The sequence below is a fragment of the Streptomyces sp. NPDC039609 genome (genome assembly GCF_055596705.1).
In genome coordinates this window covers 20,879-40,956 of sequence record NZ_JBVIUJ010000011.1, presented here as the reverse complement: position 1 = coordinate 40,956, position 20,078 = coordinate 20,879, and the positions used below count along the sequence as shown (strand labels likewise).

The 20,078-nt window shown below is 71.3% G+C and carries 15 protein-coding genes; 11 read left to right on the top strand and 4 right to left on the bottom strand.

Annotation, left to right across the window (positions count from 1 at the left end):
• Positions 1 to 261: 261 nt before the first annotated feature.
• The 4 genes from ACZ561_RS29330 to ACZ561_RS29315 all read right to left on the bottom strand — a co-directional run bounded on the left by ACZ561_RS29330 (position 262) and on the right by ACZ561_RS29315 (position 5,768).
• Positions 262 to 2,670 (bottom strand): transglutaminase TgpA family protein, encoded by a 2,409-nt coding sequence (locus tag ACZ561_RS29330; RefSeq protein ID WP_471000494.1) that lies wholly within the window; start codon positions 2,668 to 2,670, stop codon positions 262 to 264.
• Positions 2,667 to 4,040 (bottom strand): DUF58 domain-containing protein, encoded by a 1,374-nt coding sequence (locus ACZ561_RS29325; protein WP_471000491.1) that lies wholly within the window; start codon positions 4,038 to 4,040, stop codon positions 2,667 to 2,669. The genes ACZ561_RS29330 and ACZ561_RS29325 overlap by 4 nt, the downstream gene beginning before the upstream one ends.
• The gene (locus ACZ561_RS29320) at positions 4,040 to 5,059 is read right to left on the bottom strand and encodes an AAA family ATPase (protein WP_376444631.1); all 1,020 of its coding nucleotides are present in this window, start codon (positions 5,057 to 5,059) and stop codon (positions 4,040 to 4,042) included. The genes ACZ561_RS29325 and ACZ561_RS29320 overlap by 1 nt, the downstream gene beginning before the upstream one ends.
• Positions 5,060 to 5,219: 160 nt before the next feature.
• The gene (locus ACZ561_RS29315) at positions 5,220 to 5,768 is read right to left on the bottom strand and encodes a beta-class carbonic anhydrase (RefSeq protein ID WP_384529082.1); all 549 of its coding nucleotides are present in this window, start codon (positions 5,766 to 5,768) and stop codon (positions 5,220 to 5,222) included.
• 312 nt (positions 5,769 to 6,080) lie between these two features.
• Here ACZ561_RS29315 and rsmH point away from each other — a divergent pair, with 312 nt between their 5' ends.
• The 11 genes from rsmH (at position 6,081) to ftsZ (ending at position 20,072) form a co-directional block, all read left to right on the top strand.
• A complete protein-coding gene (rsmH, locus tag ACZ561_RS29310; protein ID WP_471000487.1) occupies positions 6,081 to 7,040 on the top strand; it encodes a 16S rRNA (cytosine(1402)-N(4))-methyltransferase RsmH in 960 nt (319 codons plus the stop codon).
• A 91-nt stretch (positions 7,041 to 7,131) separates the two neighbouring features.
• The gene (ftsL, locus tag ACZ561_RS29305) at positions 7,132 to 7,635 is read left to right on the top strand and encodes a cell division protein FtsL (protein WP_471000484.1); all 504 of its coding nucleotides are present in this window, start codon (positions 7,132 to 7,134) and stop codon (positions 7,633 to 7,635) included.
• Positions 7,636 to 7,640: 5 nt separating this feature from the next.
• On the top strand, positions 7,641 to 9,629 hold the full coding sequence (locus ACZ561_RS29300; protein ID WP_471001003.1) for a peptidoglycan D,D-transpeptidase FtsI family protein: 1,989 nt from the start codon (positions 7,641 to 7,643) through the stop codon (positions 9,627 to 9,629).
• Between the two features lie 16 nt (positions 9,630 to 9,645).
• Positions 9,646 to 11,307 carry a UDP-N-acetylmuramoyl-L-alanyl-D-glutamate--2,6-diaminopimelate ligase gene (locus tag ACZ561_RS29295; protein ID WP_471000481.1) on the top strand — a complete coding sequence of 554 codons (1,662 nt, stop codon included), beginning with the start codon at positions 9,646 to 9,648 and terminating at the stop codon, positions 11,305 to 11,307.
• Complete coding sequence (locus ACZ561_RS29290) at positions 11,304 to 12,728, top strand: UDP-N-acetylmuramoyl-tripeptide--D-alanyl-D-alanine ligase (RefSeq protein ID WP_471000478.1); 1,425 nt, start codon at positions 11,304 to 11,306, stop codon at positions 12,726 to 12,728. The genes ACZ561_RS29295 and ACZ561_RS29290 overlap by 4 nt, the downstream gene beginning before the upstream one ends.
• Complete coding sequence (gene mraY, locus ACZ561_RS29285) at positions 12,725 to 13,795, top strand: phospho-N-acetylmuramoyl-pentapeptide-transferase (protein ID WP_471000475.1); 1,071 nt, start codon at positions 12,725 to 12,727, stop codon at positions 13,793 to 13,795. The genes ACZ561_RS29290 and mraY overlap by 4 nt, the downstream gene beginning before the upstream one ends.
• Complete coding sequence (gene murD / locus ACZ561_RS29280) at positions 13,777 to 15,204, top strand: UDP-N-acetylmuramoyl-L-alanine--D-glutamate ligase (protein ID WP_471000472.1); 1,428 nt, start codon at positions 13,777 to 13,779, stop codon at positions 15,202 to 15,204. Before mraY ends, murD begins: the two co-directional genes overlap by 19 nt.
• A gap of 55 nt (positions 15,205 to 15,259) precedes the next feature.
• Complete coding sequence (gene ftsW / locus ACZ561_RS29275) at positions 15,260 to 16,597, top strand: putative lipid II flippase FtsW (protein ID WP_376444649.1); 1,338 nt, start codon at positions 15,260 to 15,262, stop codon at positions 16,595 to 16,597.
• Between the two features lie 6 nt (positions 16,598 to 16,603).
• Positions 16,604 to 17,698, top strand: a complete 1,095-nt coding sequence (gene murG / locus ACZ561_RS29270; RefSeq protein ID WP_471000469.1) for an undecaprenyldiphospho-muramoylpentapeptide beta-N-acetylglucosaminyltransferase — start codon at positions 16,604 to 16,606, stop codon at positions 17,696 to 17,698.
• Between the two features lie 84 nt (positions 17,699 to 17,782).
• On the top strand, positions 17,783 to 18,583 hold the full coding sequence (locus ACZ561_RS29265) for a cell division protein FtsQ/DivIB (protein WP_471000465.1): 801 nt from the start codon (positions 17,783 to 17,785) through the stop codon (positions 18,581 to 18,583).
• Between the two features lie 280 nt (positions 18,584 to 18,863).
• Positions 18,864 to 20,072, top strand: coding sequence for a cell division protein FtsZ (gene ftsZ, locus ACZ561_RS29260; RefSeq protein WP_471000463.1), 1,209 nt, complete (start codon positions 18,864 to 18,866; stop codon positions 20,070 to 20,072).
• The last annotated feature ends 6 nt before the right edge of the window (positions 20,073 to 20,078 follow it).

Genomic DNA, 20,078 nt, shown 5'->3' with positions numbered 1-20,078 from the left:
GGCGCCCTGAGGGCGAAGCCCTCCTCACGACACAGAGCCCCGCGGGGCCGCGCTGGAGCGCGGCTCGGCGGGGCTTCGTCGTGGGCGCCTGTCGCCGGGGTGAGCGGCGCCCACGCCTCCCCTCGTTGTGGGCATTCGTTCCGGCTGGGGCTGGGGGTCGCCCAGACTTCGTCCGGGGGACCCCCAGCCCCCGCGGAGCGAATGCCCACAACCGGGTGGAGGTGGGCTCCGCCCACCGTGGAGCGGAGCCCTACCGGGGGGTCAGGTGCGTTCGGTGCGGCGGAGGGCGACCGTCAGGCGGGTCATCAGGGCCTGGCGGCGGGCCGACCAGGCTCCCGTCGCCCTTGACCAGCGCGACGACGCCGCCCACACCACCCGGACGGCCGAGCGTGGTGCCAGCAGTGCGCGCAGGCGCGTCTTCCGGGAGGACGCCGCCGCGAAGCCCGACCCGACCAGAGCGACCTCCTCCACGAGACCCGTCGCCGGACGGGGCTGCGGGGCGTAGAGGACCTGCTCGACCGCGCGGGCCACCCGGTGCACCGCGTTCGCCGGCTCGCCCTCCAGCGAGCCGAGGCGGACGATCCGGGCCGCCGTCTTCCGGGGCGTCTGCGAGTCGTCCGGCGTGACCCCGTGGTCCCAGGCCGTGTCGCGGATCTCCTGCCACGCCGCCAGCGTCCTGGCCACCGCGTCCTCGGGCGTACGGCCCGAGGATCCGAGCCGTCGCGCCCGTACCCGCGTACGCCACAACCAGGGCGACAGCGGCAACAGAAGCACCACCGCCACGCCCAGGCAGATCAGCACGACCTTCAGCGGATCCACCCCACCGCCGTCGGACGACCCTCCGCCCGCCGCCGCGTCCGGGCCGCACTCGCCGAGGCGACGCATCTCCGGCGGGCAGCTCTCCGAGGTGCTCGGCGCCGCGGACGGCATCGCCGAGGCGCTGGTCTCCGGCTGCGCCGTCTGCGACGGCGTCCCCGAAGGGGACTGCTGCCGCGTGTAGTCCGGCGTCGTACCCCGCGTCGGCGTCGGCTCGAACCGGATCCAGCCCGCGCCCTCGAAGTACAGCTCCGGCCAGGCGTGGGCATCCCGGATACCGACCGACATCGTGCCGTCGGACTGCGAGGTGCCCGGCATGAAGCCGACCGCCACCCGGGCCGGAATGCCCAGGGAGCGTGCCATCGCCGCCATCGAGAACGAGAAGTGGACGCAGAAGCCCTCCCGCCGCTGGAGGAAGCGGGAGATCGCCTCGACACCCGTGCCCGACTCGACCTCGACGTCGTAGCGGAAGCCACCGTCCGTCGCGAACCAGTCCTGGAGCTTCACGGCCCGCTCGTAGTCGTTCCGCGCGCCCCTGGTGACCTGGAGAGCCGTCGCCTTCACGTCGAGCGGCAGCGAGGAGGGCACCCGGGTGTACTCGGAGCGGAGCTTGGGCGGTGCCGGCGGCGCCGCCGCCAGCTGCGCGGCCGTGGGCCGCACGTCCAGGCTGCTCACCGTGTACCGGGCGCCCCGCGTGTTCTGCTCGTCGTCGCCGACGATCATCCGCCCGGCCGGCTCGTACCGCCAGCGGCCGTCGATCTCGACCTTGGCCGCCGGGTACGGCATCGGCAGCCACTTCTGCTCGTACGTCGAGGAGGCCACGAAGTTGCCCGTGACCTCGGTCGTACGGACCTGCTCGCCGAGCCCGTCGGGCCGCGGCAGCCGCTCGGGAACGTCCCCGATCGGGCGGACCGAGGACTTCCATGAGGTGCCGTCGAACTGGTCGAGCGCCACCAGACGCAGATACATCCCGGTGGTGTCGGTGGCGTTGGTCCGGTAGCGCAACACCTCGCGGTCCTCGGGCTGCCGCAGATTGTCCTGGAGCGAGACCAGCGGGTTCACGGCCGAGATCGTGCCGCCCTTGCCGCTCTCACCCGATCCGCCGCCCGGGCCGCCGAACAGACCGCCGGAGAGCGCGGGCAGCGCTGCCGGCACGACCAGCGCGACACCCATGGCCACCACGCCGATCCGCCGGCCGGTCCGCACCGGGGCGAGCGCCTGCCCGCTCCCGGCCGCGCCGGTGCTCCCGGGTCGCGGCGCGCCGCCGAAGACCCGCCCCCACTGCGAGAGCCGGTCACGGCTCTCCGCCAGGAGCAGCACGAGGTAGCCGGTGGCGGCGAGCACGAACCACAGCCAGCTCGCGCCGCCGTCGGAGAGACCCGCGGCCACCGAGTACAGCGCGAGGAGCGGCAGACCGGCCGGAGCGGCGCTGCGGAAGGTCACCGCGATCGTGTCCACCAGGAGACCGATCACGAGCACGCCGCCGACCACCATCAGCCGGATGCCCTCGGTGTCGGGGGCCGGGATCGCGTAGGTGCCGACGTCGTCCGCGCCCGCCCGGAACAGCGCGGCGAACTCCCCGAGGGCCCCCGGCCCGGGCAGGAAGCCGAGCAGCGCCTGCTCCCGGGTGAAGACGAGGGTCAGTGTCAGCAGGCTCGTCAGGGCCTGAGCCGCGATCGTCAGCGGCCGGGCCAGCGGAACCCGCCGGGTCAGCGCGCCGACCCCGCTCTGCAGCGCCAGCAGGATCACGGCCGTGAAGATCCAGGTCGCCGGCTTCACCAGCGGAAGAAGCGCGCCCGCCGCCATCAGCGTGGCGGCGAAGGCGCCCAGTGTCAGCCGCCCGCGGCCGCTCATGACCAACCTCCGTACGTGTCACCCGCGGCGGTCTCCGCACGCGCTCCGCCGGCCTGCTGCCACAGCTCGGCGAGCCGTGCGCCCGGGCGCACCGCCAGCGCCGTCCAGCCGGCCTCCCGCAACTGCCGCAGCCGCTCGTCGACCGCACCGGTCACCGCGCCGCCCGTCAGCCATGTTCCGCTGTCCAGGACGAAGGCCACGGCCGCACCGCTGCGCTGCCGCATCCGGGCCGCCACCGCCGCCTGCTCCTCGTCGATGTCGCCGACGAAGGCGATCAGAAGCCCTTCGTTCCCGCCGCGCAGGACGTCGTACGCGCGGGAGAGTCCGGCCCCGTCGGAGTGGTCGACGACGGCGAGGGTGTCCATCATCAGCCCGGCCGCCTCGGCCGAGTCCTGCGTCGCACCGGCGAAGCCCTCGGCGCCCTCACCGGGCACCGCGGTGCCCGTGTCGGTGAGGAGCCGTACCGAATAGCCCCGTTCCAGCATGTGCACCAGGGCCGAGGCCGCGCCCGAGACCGCCCACTCGAAGGCCGAGTCGGGGCCGGCGCCCTGGAACGCGATCCGGCGGGTGTCGAGCAGGACCGTGCAGCGGGCCCGCTGCGGCTGCTCCTCACGGCGGACCATCAGCTCGCCGTAGCGCGCGGTGGAACGCCAGTGCACCCGGCGCAGATCGTCGCCGTGGCGGTAGGTACGCGGGATCACGTCGTCGTCGCCGGCCAGCGCCAGCGAGCGCTGCCGGCCGTCGCCGTACCCCGCGGCCTCGCCGGCCAGCTTCACCGCCGGGAGCGATTCGGTCCGCGGGACCACGGTGAGGGTGTCGTAGGCGCTGAAGGAGCGGGTCAGCTCGCACATGCCGAAGGGGTCGTTCAGCCGCAACTGGAGCGGGCCCAGCGGGAAGCGGCCGCGCAGATCGGACCGGACCCGGTACGACACCTCGCGCCGGCCGCCCGCCTCGACCCGGTCCAGGACGAACCGGGGCCGCGGCCCGAGCATGTACGGGACATGGTCCTGGAGCATCAGCAGCCCGGTGGGCAGTCGGGAGACGTTGTCCATCCGCAGATGGACCCGGGCCTCGGAGCCGACCGGCACCCGGTGCGGGGAGAGCCGGCGGCTGCCGGCGACCCGGTACCGGGTGCGGTAGAGCACCCCGACGCAGATCAGCGGCAGCACGGCGAGCAGCAGCCCGACGCGCAGCAGATCACCCTGGCCGAGGACGTAGGCACAGATCGCGGCGGCGACACCGGCGGCGAGGAAGGACCGGCCGCGCGTGGTGAGACCGCCGAGCGCGGCCCTCAGTCCGCCCTTGTCGTTCCCCGTGGGAGCGCCCCGGTCGTCACCCCGCTGCCCCTCCGGCGCGGCAGCGGTCGCCATCACAGCTGCCGAACGCCGGGCTGCTGCTGGCCGTAGTGCGGGCCGGCGGGCGGCGCCGCGACCGGGACGGGCGTGCGCTGCAGGATGTCCAGCACGACCTGCTCCGAGGTGCGCCGGTTCAGCTGGGCCTGCGCCGTCGGCAGCAGCCGGTGCGCGAGGACCGGCACGGCCAGCGCCTGGAGGTCGTCCGGCAGGACGTACTCGCGGCCGCTGAGCGCGGCGGACGCCTTGGCGGCGCGCAGCAGGTGGAGCGTGGCACGCGGCGAGGCGCCGAGCCGCAGATCCGCGTGGTTTCGGGTCGCGGCGACGATGTCGACGGCGTACCGGCGCACGGCGTCGGCGACATGGACGCCGCGTACCGCGTCGATCAGCTTCACGATGTCGTGGGCGTGCGCGACGGGTTGCAGGTCGTCGAGCGGGTTGACCGCCCCGTGGATGTCGAGCATCTGGAGCTCGGCCTCGGCACTGGGGTAGCCGATCGAGACGCGCGCCATGAAGCGGTCGCGCTGTGCCTCGGGGAGCGGGTACGTGCCCTCCATCTCCACCGGGTTCTGCGTGGCCACGACCATGAACGGGCTCGGCAGCTCGTACGTCTGCCCGTCGACGGTGACCTGCCGCTCCTCCATGGACTCCAGGAGCGCCGACTGGGTCTTCGGCGAGGCGCGGTTGATCTCGTCGCCGATCACGATCTGGGCGAAGATCGCGCCCGGCTTGAACTCGAAGTCCCGCCGCTGCTGGTCGAAGATCGACACGCCGGTGATGTCCGACGGCAGCAGGTCGGGCGTGAACTGGATACGGCGCACCGAACAGTCGATGGACCGCGCCAGCGTCTTGGCCAGCATCGTCTTGCCGACGCCGGGGACATCCTCGATCAGAAGATGCCCCTCGGCGAGCAGCACGGTCAGCGAAAGCCGTACGACCTCAGGCTTGCCCTCGATCACACCCTCCACCGACCTGCGGACACGCTCCGCTGTGGTGGTCAGATCTGTGAGGCTCGCTCGATCGTCATAGGTCGTCACCCGGCCCTCCTCGGCCCCTGCGAAAAACACCGACACCTGCCCCCGCGGTTCATTCGGGGGGTGTCACCCGAGCATTCTTGTTGCCTCTGCCGGGTTGTGTCACTTGCCTGTGGACAAGTGAGAGCGATATGCCGGGGTTTGCCGTGTTGTGCCCCGCGAATCAGGAGGGGTCGATCTCGCGCAACAGGCCCGTGGTCACGTCGAAGACAAAACCGCGGACGTCGTCGGTGTGCAGCAGGAACGGCGAGGTCCGCACGCGCTGCATCGACTGCCGGACGTCCTGCTCGACGTCGCGGAAGGCCTCCACCGCCCAGGCCGGCCGCTGACCGACCTCCATCTCCAGTTCGTGCCGGAAGTCCTCGGTGAGCGACTCCAGGCCGCAGCCGGTGTGGTGGATGAGCACCACGCTGCGCGTCTTCAGGGCGCGCTGGCTGATCGTGAGCGAGCGGATCACGTCGTCGGTGACCACGCCGCCCGCGTTGCGGATGGTGTGGCAGTCGCCGAGCTCCAGACCGAGTGCGGCGTGCAGGTCGAGACGGGCGTCCATGCAGGCCACCACGGCCACCTGCAGGACGGGCTTGGCGTCCATGCCGGGATCGGTGAAGCGGGACGCGTATCGCTCGTTGGCCTCGACGAGGCGGTCGGTGACGGTACCGCCGGTACGTATCACGTCGGCGGCGTCTGCGGAGGGGTGCGCTGAGGTCGACATGTCTATGACGGTAGTGGTCACAGAACGTCGCGGCCCGTCGTGAGAGCGGACAAAGAACGTCAATGAGCCTTGTTGTGAGCTAACCCACAGGCATGGGAAGAGCAGACCCATTCGAGTGAGCTGTCGGGAATGCCCGACTCCTCTCGATGGCCCGTGCGACGCGCCAGCCGGTTGATTGACCGCTGGGTCCAGTGGACTAAAGTGACGCGAAGTTCACGGAGACATTGAGCGATTTCCGCAGTTTCTCCCCCGCGAGTGCGGCGGATGCGTAGCGGCCGCGCCGAATCTGAGCCGAATTCTGAGAGGGCGCAATTGAGCAACGACCGACACGTCCCGGTGATGCTCCAGCGGTGCCTGGACATGTTGGCCCCGGCGCTCGAGCACCCCGGTGCGGTGGTCGTCGACTGCACCCTCGGCCTCGGCGGCCACAGCGAGGCGCTCCTGCGCCGCTTCCCCGAGGCGCGGCTCGTCGCCCTCGACCGGGACAAGGAGGCGCTGCGGCTCTCCGGCGAGCGGCTGGCCCCCTACGGTGAGCGCGCCACGCTCGTCCACGCGGTCTACGACGAGCTGCCCGAGGTCCTCGACCGGCTCGGCATCCCGAAGGTGGACGGCATCCTCTTCGACCTCGGCGTCTCCTCGATGCAGCTCGACGAGGCCGACCGCGGCTTCGCGTACGCGCAGGACGCCCCGCTCGACATGCGCATGGACCAGACGACCGGGGTCAGCGCGGCGGAGGTCCTCAACACCTACCCGGCCGGCGAACTGGTCCGCATCCTCCGCGCGTACGGGGAGGAGAAGCAGGCCAAGCGGATCGTCTCCGCGATCGTGCGCGAGCGCGAGAAGGAGCCGTTCACCAACAGCGCCCGCCTGGTCGAGCTGATCCGCGACTCCCTGCCGCAGGCGGCCAAGCGCACCGGCGGCAACCCCGCCAAGCGCACCTTCCAGGCCCTGCGCATCGAGGTCAACGGCGAGCTGACCGTCCTGGAGCGGGCGATCCCGGCGGCGGTGAAGGCGATCGCGGTGGGCGGCCGGATCGCGGTCCTGTCGTACCACTCCCTGGAGGACCGGCTGGTCAAGCAGGTCTTCGCGGCGGGCGCGGCGAACACGGCCCCGCCCGGCCTGCCGGTCGTCCCCGAGCAGTACCAGCCCCGCCTGAAACTCCTCACCCGCGGCGCCGAACTCCCCACCGAGGAGGAGATCGCCGAGAACCGCCGCGCGGCCCCGGCCCGGCTCCGAGGGGCGCAGCGCATCCGGGAGGACGTGCTCCGGTGAGCGACACACGCGAGGCCACCGGGCCGCAGACGACGACGATGCCAGCGCCTCCGCGTCTCGCGGGCGGAGAAGCGAGCGAGGACAGGCACGCATGACCACGAAGGGGCCGCTCAAAGGGCGGGCGGCGCGACTCGGGCGGCTCATGCCCTCGGGGCACAGTACCGCCGCCCGTACCCCTTTCGTCCTCCTCGTCGTGGTCCTGCTCGGCGGCGGGCTCATCACGCTCCTGCTGCTGAACTCCGCCCTGAACCAGGGCTCCTTCAAGCTGCGTGACCTCAAGAACCGGACCACGGAACTCACCGACGAGGAGCAGGCCCTCCAGCGGGACGTGGACGACCGCTCCGCGCCCGACGCGCTGGAGCGTCGGGCCCGGGAGCTCGGCATGGTCCCGGGCGGGAGCCCCGCCTTCCTGAACCCGGACGGCAAGGTCCTCGGCGAGCCCTCCAAGGCGTCCGCGCCCAAGCCCACCCGCACCCCGGCCCCACCGCGCACCACACCCCCGACGGGGTCCCCGACCGGACCACCGCCCGCGACACCCGGGAAGACCGGGAAGCCGCAGACGACCCCGCCCGCCCCGACGACCCCCGGCAGGTGACCGCAGTGCCCCCCAAGGAGCCCCCGCGCCGCCGGGTGCCCGGCCCCGCCCGCTCCGCACGGCCCCGGCCCCCCGAGGGCAGGCAGGCCCGGCCCGGACCGCGCCCCGCCGCCCGCCCGGGCGCCACGCGCAGGCCCGCTCCGAGGCCACCGGCGAGGCCGCGCACCATTCGGCTCGGCAGCCCCAAGCCCCGGCTGCGGCTGGTCTCCCTCGGACTGACCCTCGTGATGCTGGCCTTCGTCGTCCGCCTGCTCCAGGTGCAGGCCGTCGACGCGAGCACGCTGGCCGCCAAGGCCGAGGCGCACCGCTACCAGGAGTACACGCTCTCCGCCGACCGCGGCGAGATCACCGACCGCTCCGGGATCGCGCTGGCCGCCAGCGTCGACGCGTACGACATCGTCGCCGACCCGTTGCTCTTCACCCCCGAGGAGAGCAAGGTCCAGGACGCCCCCGAGCAGGCCGCCGCGCTCCTCGCGCCGCTCCTGGGCAAGCAGCCCGCGGACCTGGCCAAGAAGCTCCGCACCCCCAAGTCCCGCTACACCCTGCTCGCCCGCAAGCAGACCCCGCAGGTCTGGAACCAGATCAAGGACCTCAAGAAGGTCTACGGGAAGAAGTCCGCGCGCTCCGAGGGCGGCAACGGCGTCAATCTCCTCGGCGGCATCGTGAGCGAACCCAGCACCAAGCGCGTGTACCCCAACGGGGAGCTCGCCGCCGGAATACTGGGGTACGTCAACGCCGAGGGCCGCGGCGCCGGCGGCCTGGAGTCGATGCTCGACAAGGAGCTCGCGGGCCAGGACGGCAAGATCAGGTTCGCCGAGTCCGGGGGGCGCCAGGTACCGACCGCCGGCACCCGGGGCACCCCTGCCGTACCCGGCTCCGACATCGAGCTGACCATCGACCGGGACATCCAGTGGGCCGCCCAGCAGGCCATCACCGACCAGGTGAGGAAGTCCAAGGCCGACCGCGGCTACGTCATAGTGCAGAACACGAGGACCGGCGAGGTCCTCGCGATGGCCAACGCCCCCGGCTTCGACCCCAACGACCTGTCGGCGGCCAACTCCGCCGCGATGGGCAACGCCGCCCTCCAGGACGCCTACGAGCCCGGTTCGACCAGCAAGGTCATGTCCATGGCCGCCGTTCTGGAAGAGGGCGTGGCGACGCCCGGAACCCATGTCGTCGTGCCCAACCGGCTGCACCGCGGGGACCGACTCTTCAGGGACGACATCGACCACCCCACCTGGTACCTGACCCTCAACGGCGTCCTCGCCAAGTCCAGCAACATCGGCACGATCCTGGCGACCGGCCAGCTCGGCAAGACCCAGGCCGAGTCCAACCGGGTCCTCCACTCCTATCTGCGCAAGTTCGGCATCGGCAGCCCCACCGGGCTCGGCTACCCCGGTGAGACCCCTGGCATCCTCGCCAAGCCGGCGAACTGGTCGACCTCGCAGCAGTACACGATCCCGTTCGGTCAGGGCCTGTCGATCAACGCCATGCAGGCCGCCTCGGTCTACTCGACCATCGCCAACGGAGGCGTACGGATCGAGCCCACCCTCGTCCGCGGCACCAAGGGACCCGACGGCCGGTTCACCCCCGCGCCCGCCCCGGAGCAGACCAGGGTGGTCAGCGAGAAGACCGCCAAGACCCTCGCGACGATGCTGGAGTCCGTGGTCGACGACCGGGAGGGCACCGGCACCAAGGCCCGGATCCCCGGCTACCGGGTCGCGGGCAAGACGGGCACCGCCAACCGCGTAGACCCCGAAGTCGGTGGCTACAGGGGATACACCGCCTCCTTCGCCGGCTTCGCGCCCGCCGACAACCCGCAGATCACGGTCTACTGCGCCATTCAGAACCCCACCAAGGGCAGCTACTTCGGCGGCCAGATCTGCGGCCCGATCTACAAGAAGGTCATGGAGTTCGCCCTGAAGACCCTCCACGTGGCCCCGACCGGCAGCGAGCCCGCCCGTCTGCCGGTGATTTTCAAGGACAGCGAGTGACACCCCGGGAGCACCAGTGACCACGATCACCCCCGATTCCGGGAACCGGAAATCGAACTCCGGCGAGGCCCGGGTCTCTTTTGGCCCCTCGGCGGGTGGGCCCGGTACGCTCACCGCCGTGCCACACGCTGATCAGTACCGAACCGCCCCGCCCCGCCCGGAGCAGGCCCGCCCGACACCCCTGGGCGACCTGGCCGCCCGGCTCGGTGTCGAGACGCCCGCCAGCACGGACACCGCCGTCACGGGCATCACCCACGACTCGCGGGCGGTACGCCCCGGGGACGTCTACGCCGCCCTGCCGGGCGCCCGGCTGCACGGCGCCGACTTCGCCGACCAGGCCGCCGGACTCGGCGCCGCCGCGATCCTCACCGACCCGTCCGGCGCCGACCGCGCCGCCGCGACCGGCCTGCCGGTCCTGGTCGTCGCGAACCCGCGCGGACGGATGGGCGAGCTCGCCGCCGAGATCTACGGCCGCCCGGGCACGGACCTGCTCCAGATCGGCATCACCGGCACCTCCGGCAAGACCACCACGGCCTATCTGGTCGAGGGAGGGCTGCGCGCCGCCGAACGCAGGACCGGCCTCATCGGCACGGTCGAGATGCGGATCGGCGACGAGCGCATCAAGTCGGAACGTACGACCCCGGAGGCCACCGACCTCCAGGCGCTGTTCGCGGTCATGCGCGAGCGCGGCGTCGAGGCGGTCGCCATGGAGGTCTCCAGCCACGCCCTCGTGCTCGGCCGGGTCGACGGCTGCGTCTTCGACGTCGCCGTCTTCAACAACCTCAGCCCGGAGCACATGGAGTTCCACTCCGACATGGAGGACTACTTCGGGGCCAAGGCGCGGCTGTTCACGCCCGAGCGCAGCAGGCGCGGCGTCGTGAACCTCGACGACACCTACGGCCGCAGGCTCGCGAAGGAGGCGTCCGTCCCGGTCGTCACCTTCTCCGCCGAGGGCGACCCGGACGCCGACTGGCGAGCCGAGGACGTCGCACTGGGCGCGGTCGGCTCGACGTTCACCGTCGTCGGCCCCGAGGGCGAGCGGATCGCCGCCACCGCCCCGCTGCCCGGCCCGTTCAACGTCGCCAACACGCTCGCCGCGATCGTCACCCTCGCCGTCGCCGGGATCGACCCGCAGACCGCCGCCGACGGCGTCGCCGACGTCCCCGGCGTCCCCGGCCGCCTCGAGCGCGTCGACGCGGGCCAGCCGTACCTCGCGGTCGTCGACTACGCCCACAAGACGGACGCCGTCGAATCCGTCCTGCGCTCGCTGCGCAAGGTCACCGAGGGGAAGCTGCACATCGTCCTCGGCTGCGGAGGCGACCGGGACACCACCAAGCGCGGCCCGATGGGCGCCGCCGCGGCGCGCCTCGCCGACACCGCCGTACTGACCTCCGACAACCCCCGCTCCGAGGACCCCCTCGCGATCCTCGCCGCGATGCTCGCGGGCGCCGCCGAGGTGCCCGCCCACGAGCGCGGCGACGTCCTGGTCGACGCCGACCGGGCCGCCGCCATCGCCGCGGCCGTGGCCCGCGCACAGCCCGGCGACACCGTGCTCGTCGCCGGCAAGGGCCACGAGCAGGGCCAGGACATCGCCGGAGTGGTCCGCCCCTTCGACGACCGCCTGGTCCTGCGCGAAGCGCTTGAAGCCAGCCACAAGAAGTCAGGGATGAAGCAGTGATCGCCCTCTCCCTCGCCGAGATCGCCGAAATCGTCGGCGGGCAGTCGTACGACATACCGGATCCGGCCGTCCAGGTCACCGGACCCGTCGTCATCGACTCCCGTGAGGTGAAGCCCGGCAGCCTGTTCGCCGCCTTCGCCGGTGAACAGGTCGACGGCCACGACTACGCGACCCGTGCCGTCGAAGCGGGCGCGGTGGCCGTGTTGGCCGTCCGCCCCGTCGGCGTGCCCGCCATCGTCGTGGACGACGTCCAGACGGCGCTCGGCGCCCTCGCCCGAGCCGTCGTCGAACGCCTCGGCACCGATGTCGTCGCGCTCACCGGCTCCGCCGGCAAGACCTCCACCAAGGACCTGATCGCCCAGGTCCTGCAGCGCCACGCGCCCACCGTCTGGACGCCCGGCTCGCTCAACAACGAGATCGGGCTGCCGCTGACGGCGCTGCGCGCCGGCGACGAGACCCAGCACCTGGTCCTGGAAATGGGTGCTCGCGGCATCGGGCACATCCGCTACCTCACCGGACTGACCCCGCCGCGCATCGGACTCGTCCTGAACGTGGGCACCGCCCACATCGGCGAGTTCGGCGGCCGCGAGCAGATCGCCCAGGCGAAGGGCGAACTCGTCGAGGCGCTCCCGCCGGCCGACAAGGGCGGCGTGGCGGTCCTCAACGCCGACGACCCGCTCGTCCGGGCCATGGCAGCGCGCACCCACGCGCGCGTGATCCTCTTCGGAGAGGCACGCGAATCCGACGTACGTGCCGAGAATGTCCGGCTCACAGAGAACGGACAGCCCTCTTTCAGTCTTCACACACCCACCGGGTGCAGTGACGTGACCTTGCGCCTGTACGGTGAGCACCACGTGTCGAACGCGCTCGCCGCGGCCGCCGTCGCCCATGAGCTGGGCATGGCCGTCGAGGAGATCGCCACCGCGCTCTCCGAGGCAGGCACCCTGTCGCGCTGGCGCATGGAGGTCACCGAGCGTCCGGACGGCGTGACGATCGTCAACGACGCCTACAACGCGAACCCCGAGTCCATGCGAGCCGCGCTGCGCGCGCTCGCGGCCATGGGTCGGGCCGCACAGGCCCAGGGGGGCCGCACGTGGGCGGTGCTCGGCAAGATGGCCGAGCTCGGTGACGCATCGCTCGCCGAGCACGACGCGGTCGGGCGGCTCGCCGTCCGGCTCAACGTCAGCAAGCTCGTGGCGGTCGGGGACAGGGAAGCGTCCTGGTTGCAACTGGGCGCATATAACGAGGGTTCGTGGGGTGAGGAGTCGGTGCACGTGTCCGACGCGCAGGCGGCGGTCGACCTGTTGCGCAGTGAGCTGCGCCCGGGGGACGTCGTCCTTGTGAAGGCTTCCAGGTCGGTCGGTCTGGAGCAGGTCGCCCTGGCACTGCTCGACTCCGGGAGCGAGGTTGCCGGTCGATGAGGCAGATCCTCTTCGCGGGGGCCATCGGGCTCTTCCTGACCCTGATCGGTACTCCGCTGCTCATCAAGCTCCTTGCCCGCAAGGGATACGGACAGTTCATCAGGGATGACGGCCCGCGCGGCCACGCCGGCAAGAAGGGCACGCCCACCATGGGCGGTATCTCCTTCATCCTGGCCACGCTCATCGCGTACGCCCTCGCCAAGGTCATCACCGGTGAGGACCCGACGTACTCGGGCGTCCTCGTCCTCTTCCTGATGGCTGGCATGGGTCTCGTCGGCTTCCTCGACGACTACATCAAGATCGTCAAGCAGCGTTCGCTGGGTCTGCGGGCCAAGGCGAAGATGGCCGGCCAGCTGATCGTCGGCATCGCCTTCGCCGTGCTCTCCCTGCAGTTCGCGGACCTGCGCGGGCTCACCCCCGCCTCCACGAAGCTCTCCTTCATCACCGACTTCGGCTGGGCCATCGGGCCGGTGCTGTTCGTGGTCTGGGCGCTCTTCATGATCCTGGCCATGTCCAACGGCGTGAACCTGACGGACGGTCTGGACGGCCTGGCCACCGGCGCGTCGGTGATGGTCTTCGGCGCGTACACGTTCATCGGCCTGTGGCAGTTCCAGGAGTCCTGCGCCAACGCGGAGACCCTGACCAACCCCAACGCCTGCTTCGAGGTCCGCGACCCGCTCGACCTGGCGGTCGTCGCCTCCGCCCTCATGGGTGCCTGCTTCGGCTTCCTGTGGTGGAACACCTCGCCGGCCAAGATCTTCATGGGCGACACGGGCTCGCTGGCGCTCGGCGGCGCGCTCGCCGGTCTCGCCATCTGCTCCCGTACCGAGCTGCTGCTCGCCCTGCTCGGCGGCCTGTTCGTGCTGATCACCATGTCGGTGGTCATCCAGGTCGGTTCGTTCAAGATGACGGGCAAGCGTGTCTTCCGGATGGCCCCGCTCCAGCACCACTTCGAGCTCAAGGGGTGGTCCGAAGTCCTTGTGGTGGTCCGCTTCTGGATCATCCAGGGCATGTGTGTGATCGTGGGTCTGGGCCTCTTCTACGCGGGATGGGCGTCCGAAAAGTGAGCTGGAACGGCAAGAGGGTCACCGTCGCGGGCCTCGGGGTCTCCGGAATCCCGGCCGCCCGCGTCCTGCACGGCCTCGGCGCGGTCGTGACCGTCGTCAACGACGGCGACGACGAGCGCTCCCGGGCCCAGGCCGCCGAACTGGAGGCGGAGGGTGTCGCCGTCCGCCTCGGCGACGGGGCGACCCTGCCCGAGGGCACCGAACTGATCGTCACCACCCCCGGCTGGCGGCCCGACAAGCCGCTGTTCGCGGCCGCCGCCGAGGCGGGCGTGGAGATCTGGGGCGATGTCGAGCTCGCCTGGCGCCTCCGCGGCCCGGGAGCCGCCCCCTGGCTCGCCGTGACCGGCACCAACGGCAAGACCACGACCGTACGGATGCTCGCCTCGATCCTGGAGGCCGCGGGCCTGCGGACCGCGGCCGTCGGGAACATCGGCGTCTCCCTCCTCGACGCGGTCCTCGGCGAGGAGACCTACGACGTGCTCGCCGTCGAACTCTCCAGCTACCAGCTGCACTGGGCGCCGAGCGTGCGCGCCCACTCGGCCGCCGTACTCAACCTGGCGCCCGACCACCTCGACTGGCACGGCTCCATGGAGGCGTACGCCGCCGACAAGGGCCGCATCTACGAGGGCAACACCGTCGCCTGCGTCTACAACGTCGCCGACAAGGCCACCGAGGACCTGGTCCGCGAGGCCGATGTCGAGGAGGGCTGCCGCGCGATCGGCTTCACCCTCGGCACGCCCGGCCCGTCCCAGCTCGGCGTCGTCGAGGGCATCCTCGTCGACCGGGCCTTCGTCGAGAACCGCCAGAAGCAGGCCCAGGAGCTCGCCGAGGTCGCGGACGTCAACCCGCCGGCCCCGCACAACGTCGCCAACGCGCTCGCCGCGGCGGCCCTGGCCCGCGCCTTCGGTGTCGAGCCGAGGGCCGTACGTGACGGACTGCGGGCCTTCCGGCCCGACCCGCACCGCATCGAACTGGTCGAGGACGTCCAGGGCGTCGTGTACGTCGACGACTCCAAGGCGACCAACACCCACGCCGCGGAAGCCTCGTTGGCGGCCTACGACCCGATCGTCTGGATCGCCGGCGGCCTCGCCAAGGGCGCGACCTTCGACGAGCTCGTCGCGAAGTCGGCGGAGCGGCTGCGCGGGGTCGTGCTGATCGGCGCCGACCGCGCCCTGATCCGCGAAGCCCTGGCGCGACACGCCCCCGAAGTACCGGTGGTGGACCTCGACCGGACCGACACTGGGGCGATGTCAGCGGCGGTCCAGGAGGCCGCCCGGCTCGCCCGGCCGGGGGACACGGTCCTGCTGGCCCCGGCCTGCGCCTCGATGGACATGTTCACCAACTACAACAAGCGGGGCGAGGCGTTCGCGGACGCGGTCCGCACCCTTGCCGCCACCGGGCGCGTCTGACCTGACCAGCGAGAAGGTCCGGCAGCGCCGGGCACGACTGGAGGGGACAGCGACCATGCCGAGCAGAACCGCCGGGACTCGCCGGCCCTCCGCCGTACGCGGCGGAGGCCGGGCCCCCACGCCGCCGCGCGCCTCGCGCGGCGGCGTACGGCGGATGTACGAGCAGGCCCGCCGTGCCTGGGACCGCCCGCTGACGGCGTACTACGTGATCTTCGGTGCGGCACTGCTCATCACCACCCTCGGCCTGGTGATGGTCTACTCCGCCTCGATGATCACGGCGCTGCGGTACGACCTCGTGCCCTCGTACTTCTTCCGTAAACAGTTCTTCGCCGCGGTCCTCGGCACGGCGCTCCTCCTGGTGGCCTCCCGGATGCCCGTGAAGCTGCACCGGGCGCTCGCGTACCCGATCCTGGTCGGCGCCGTCTTCCTGATGGTGCTCGTCCAGATCCCGGGGATAGGGCGCGCGGTCGGCGGCAACCAGAACTGGATCTCACTGGGCGGCCCCTTCATGCTGCAGCCCAGTGAGTTCGGCAAACTGGCTCTCATCCTGTGGGGCGCCGATCTGCTCGCCCGCAAGCAGGACATGAAGCTGCTCACGCAGTGGAAGCACATGCTGGTGCCACTGGTTCCCGGCACGTTTCTGCTGCTCGGGCTGATCATGCTCGGCGGGGACATGGGCACGGCCATCGTGCTCACCGCGATCCTCTTCGGGCTGCTGTGGACGGCCGGCGCGCCCACCCGGCTCTTCGTCGGGGTGCTCGGCGTGGCCGGGGCGATCGGCTTCCTGCTGATCAAGACCAGCGCCAACCGGATGAAGCGATTCGCCTGCATCGGTGCCACCGACCCCGGGGGAGAGGGCGCGCCCTGTCTTCAGGCGGCGCACGGCATCTATGCTCTGGCCTCGGGCGGATGGTTCGGTTCCGGTTTGGGTGCCAGTGTGGAAAAATGGGGCCAACTACCCGAAGCGCACACCGACTTCATCTTCGCCGTCACCGGGGAGGAACTGGGTCTGGCGGGGACGCTGTCGGTGCTCGCCCTGTTCGCGGCTCTAGGCTATGCGGGTATCCGCGTGGCCGGACACACGGAGAACCCCTTCGTGAGGTACGCCGCGGGAGGCGTGACCACCTGGATCACGGCGCAGGCCGTGATCAACATCGGTGCGGTGCTCGGTCTGCTGCCGATCGCCGGAGTCCCGCTCCCGCTGTTCTCCTACGGAGGGTCGGCCCTGCTGCCGACCATGTTCGCCGTCGGGCTCCTCATCGCCTTCGCGCGACAGGAACCCGCCGCGAAAGCGGCCCTGGCCATGCGGCGCCCCGGCTGGGGTAGGCGGGCCGGGGTGAGATGGAAGTCGATGCGACGGCGCGTCAAGAAGCGTCCGTCCGGAGAGCGGTGAATTTCGGTGCATGTCGTACTTGCCGGTGGGGGGACCGCCGGCCACATCGAGCCCGCGCTCGCCCTCGCGGACGCCCTGCGCAGGCAGGACCCGAGCGTGGGAATCACGGCGCTCGGCACGGAGAAGGGCCTGGAGACCCGGCTCGTGCCCGAGCGGGGCTACGAGCTGGCCCTCATCCCCGCCGTGCCGCTGCCGCGCAAGCCCACCCCTGAGCTGATCACCGTCCCCGGACGGCTGCGCGGCACCATCAAGGCGGCCGAGCAGATCCTGGAGCGCACCAACGCCGACTGTGTCGTCGGCTTCGGTGGCTACGTGGCGCTGCCCGGCTATCTGGCGGCCAAACGGCTCGGGGTGCCGATCGTGGTCCACGAGGCCAACGCCAGGCCCGGTCTGGCCAACAAGATCGGCTCGCGGTACGCGGCCGGCGTCGCCGTCGCCACCCCTGACTCCAAGCTGCGCAACGCCCGTTACATCGGCATTCCGCTGCGGCACACCATCGCCACCCTCGACCGGGCCCGGGTCCGGCCCGAGGCGCGCGCCGCCTTCGGTCTCGACCCGAACCTGCCGACGCTGCTGGTCTCCGGCGGCTCGCAGGGCGCGCGCCGGCTCAACGAGGTCGTCCAGCAGATCGCGCCGGTGCTCCAGCGCTCGGGCATCCAGATCCTGCACGCGGTCGGCCCCAAGAACGAGGTGCCGCGTGTCGACAACATGCCCGGGATGCCGCCGTACATCCCGGTACCGTACGTGGACCGGATGGATCTCGCGTACGCCGCCGCCGACATGATGCTCTGCCGTGCGGGCGCGATGACCGTCGCCGAACTCTCCGCCGTCGGGCTGCCCGCCGCCTATGTCCCGCTGCCGATCGGCAACGGCGAACAGCGGCTCAATGCCCAGCCGGTGGTCAAGGCCGGCGGTGGTCTGCTCGTCGACGACGCGGAGCTTTCGCCGCAGTGGGTGCAGGGCAATGTCCTGCCCGTACTCGCCGATCCGCACCGGCTGTACGAGATGTCCCGCGCCGCGGCCGAATTCGGCCGCCGGGACGCCGACGACCTGCTCGTCGGCATGGTGTACGAGGCGATCGCCGCACGCCGCCGGGCGTAGCGCGCGGGGCGGAAGCGGAATGGCGGGCGAGCCAACGGGGCGCCCCGGCGGCGAGCCGAGTCCGAACAACGAAGGGGACGCCAGGTGGCTGGACCGACGACCGCCGAGAAGCACGGCACGAGCACGCCGAAGGGGTCGTCGGAGCGGCCGTCCCCCTCGGGCACCCGGAGCAGTGGCTTCCGGGTGCCCGCGCCGCGCCTCCTGCTGATCGCCCTGGCCGTTCTCGTGATCGCGGCCGGTGGAATCTGGGCGCTCTACGGCTCGTCCTGGCTGCGTGTGGAGCGGGTGGATGCTTCCGGAACCCAGGTTCTGACACCTCATGAGGTGGAAACGGCCGCCGCCGTCCCGATCGGATCCCCGCTCGTCTCCGTCGACACGGACGCGATCGAGGCGCGACTTCTTCAGAAACTGCCCCGCATCGACACGGTGGAGGTCGTTCGGTCCTGGCCGGACGGAATTGGTCTGAAAGTGACGGAACGGCAGCCCGTTCTGCTGGTGGAAAAGGACGGAAAGTTCACGGAAGTGGACTCCACCGGAACCCGCTTCGCCACCGTGGACAAAGCGCCCCCAGGCGTACCGAAGCTCGTCCTCGACATCGCCTCCTCGGCGAGCCTGCGCCGCTTCGACGCCGACCGGCTGTTGCTCGAAGCAGTGGGCGTGACGGGCGAACTCCCGGAAAAGATCGCCCGGGATACTCGTGTCGTCAAGGTGGTGTCGTACGACTCCATCACTCTGGAGCTCAGCGGCGGCCGCACGATCCTCTGGGGCAGCGGTGAGGACGGTGCCGTCAAGGCGCGCGTACTCACGGCGCTGATGAAAGCAACGCCCAAAGCGGGGCACTTCGATGTAAGCGCCCCCACGGCACCCGCCGTGTCGGGGAGTTGACGCTCATCGGCGCTGGCCAGCACCCTGGTTGGCCAGCGCTACGGGTGATCACATAGGGTGAAAAGAAAAACGGGAGGTTCGGCGTGTTCGTTGAACGTGCGCCACTTGTCGACTTAGTGTCCTGTTCGGAAGAGTCCAGAGAACAGAGACACTGGTAACCCTAAACTTCAACGTTAGGGTTTGGGTCGGCGTTTCGGACCGTCCCAATCGGCATCCGTCGTCGCAGCGCGACTACCACCGCGAAGCGGCGACACGTAACTCGAGGCGAGAGGCCTTCGACGTGGCAGCACCGCAGAACTACCTCGCAGTCATCAAGGTCATCGGTGTCGGCGGCGGTGGTGTCAATGCCATCAACCGAATGATCGAGGTCGGTCTCAAGGGCGTCGAGTTCATCGCGATCAACACGGACGCGCAAGCGCTGTTGATGAGCGACGCCGACGTCAAGCTCGACGTCGGTCGTGAACTCACCCGCGGCCTCGGGGCCGGGGCCAACCCGGCCGTCGGTCGCAAGGCGGCAGAGGACCACCGTGAGGAGATCGAGGAGGTCCTCAAGGGGGCCGACATGGTCTTCGTCACCGCCGGCGAAGGTGGCGGCACCGGCACCGGCGGCGCACCCGTCGTGGCCAACATCGCGCGCTCGCTCGGCGCCCTGACGATCGGTGTGGTCACCCGGCCGTTCACCTTCGAGGGACGCCGTCGGGCCAACCAGGCGGAGGACGGCATCGCCGAGCTCCGCGAAGAGGTCGACACCCTCATCGTCATCCCGAACGACCGCCTGCTCTCGATCTCGGACCGCCAGGTCTCCGTGCTCGACGCTTTCAAGTCGGCCGACCAGGTGCTGCTGAGCGGTGTGCAGGGCATCACCGACCTCATCACCACCCCGGGTCTGATCAACCTCGACTTCGCCGACGTCAAGTCGGTCATGTCCGAGGCCGGTTCGGCACTCATGGGCATCGGCTCCGCCCGCGGCGACGACCGCGCGGTCGCGGCGGCCGAGATGGCGATCTCCTCGCCGCTCCTCGAGGCGTCCATCGACGGCGCCCGTGGCGTGCTGCTCTCCATCTCCGGTGGCTCCGACCTCGGTCTCTTCGAGATCAACGAGGCCGCGCAGCTGGTGAGCGAGGCCGCGCACCCCGAGGCCAACATCATCTTCGGTGCCGTCATCGACGACGCGCTGGGCGACGAGGTACGGGTCACGGTCATCGCGGCCGGCTTCGACGGCGGCCAGCCGCCGGCCCGCCGGGACAACATCCTCAGCTCCGCCTCGGCCAAGCGTGAGGAGCCGGCCCCGGCGCCGCGCGCCACCGAGCGCCCGCTCGGCGGCCTCGGCACCGTCGCCCCCCGGGACGAGCCGCCCGCCCCGGTCGAGCCGGCTCCGGCGGTCAACGAGTCCTCGCTGCCGCCGGTCACCCCGCCGGCGGTCCCGCCGGCCCGCCCGTACCCGGACACCCAGGCCGAAGAGCTGGATGTGCCGGACTTCCTGAAGTGATAGAGA